The 1060-nt window shown below is 45.2% G+C and carries 1 protein-coding gene; it reads left to right on the plus strand.

Going from position 1 to position 1060, the window contains the following annotated elements; genetic code table 11:
• Positions 1 to 919: S-layer homology domain-containing protein (locus KW93_RS16860; RefSeq protein ID WP_081986910.1), on the plus strand; the 919-nt coding region annotated here is incomplete at its 5' end.
• Positions 920 to 1060: the final 141 nt, after the last annotated feature.

Genomic DNA, 1060 nt, shown 5'->3' on the forward strand with positions numbered 1-1060 from the left:
TTATTCCGATGGGACAGTTCGACCGAACAAACCTGTGACCCGTGCTCAGGCCGCAATCATGATCGGCCGTCTGATGAATTTGGATGAAACACAAAAGGCGACACCGTTCCGTGATGTATCGGCTGCGCACCATGCCAGCGGTTATATAGCTGAAGCTGCGAAAGCGGGCTATATCAAAGGCTCCGAAAACGGCAACTACCGCCCTAACGACCCGATCATTCGAGGGGAAATGGCGTTGATTGTAGAACGGGTTTTTGATCTTGAGTTTAATTCGATCATGTCATTTACCGATGTGTCTCAAGACGCTTATTATTCTCTTGCAATCAGCAGAATCTTAGCAGCGAATATTACCAGAGGCTACCCTGATAATACGTTCCGTCCCCGCCAGAATGTGACGCGCGCTCAATTTGCCGCTTTCCTTGCACGTGGATTGGAGCCGAAATTCAAAAATGATGCAGTCATTGAAAATTCCTATCAGAAAGACAAAACTAAAGCTTATACGTACAGATCGGCAGATGAAGAAATTTCAGTCCACCGTTTCGTGGATGTTCCGGACCGCAATAATTTGAGATTAGGTTTCATGTGGACAGCGGAGTCAAATGGCGAGGGCTATGAATATCTCGAACTGGAAAATAATCAGCTGTTTGCCATCGGCTACCCATATTCAGAGTTCGATAAGTATTTGGTTTACCCTGTCCAGGTCGGCAAAACATTTGAAGTCGGTTTGGGAGATGACCCTCTTAAACATACCATCACAGGCGTAAATGTAACTGTAAAAACTCCGTATAAGACCTTTACAAATGCAACAGAAGTGACGATACAGGGGGGATACAAATACTATATGGTTGAAGGCTATGCCACAGTCAAAGCGATAGATTCCAAGGGTGTGGTGCAGAGTGAGCTGGTGAGTGTAGAGTAGACTTTCGATGACCCTGTGTAAAAAAGTCAGGCCCATACAACAATAATGCATGAAGATTCCGCTTTACCCGTTAAGGGAGCGGATTCTTCATGCATTTTTATGTCTTCGGGTAAATAGTCATAATTACACCTGTCACAGGGT

The organism is Planococcus sp. CAU13, from assembly GCF_000775575.1.
Taxonomy (GTDB): Bacteria; Bacillota; Bacilli; order Bacillales_A; family Planococcaceae; genus Planococcus.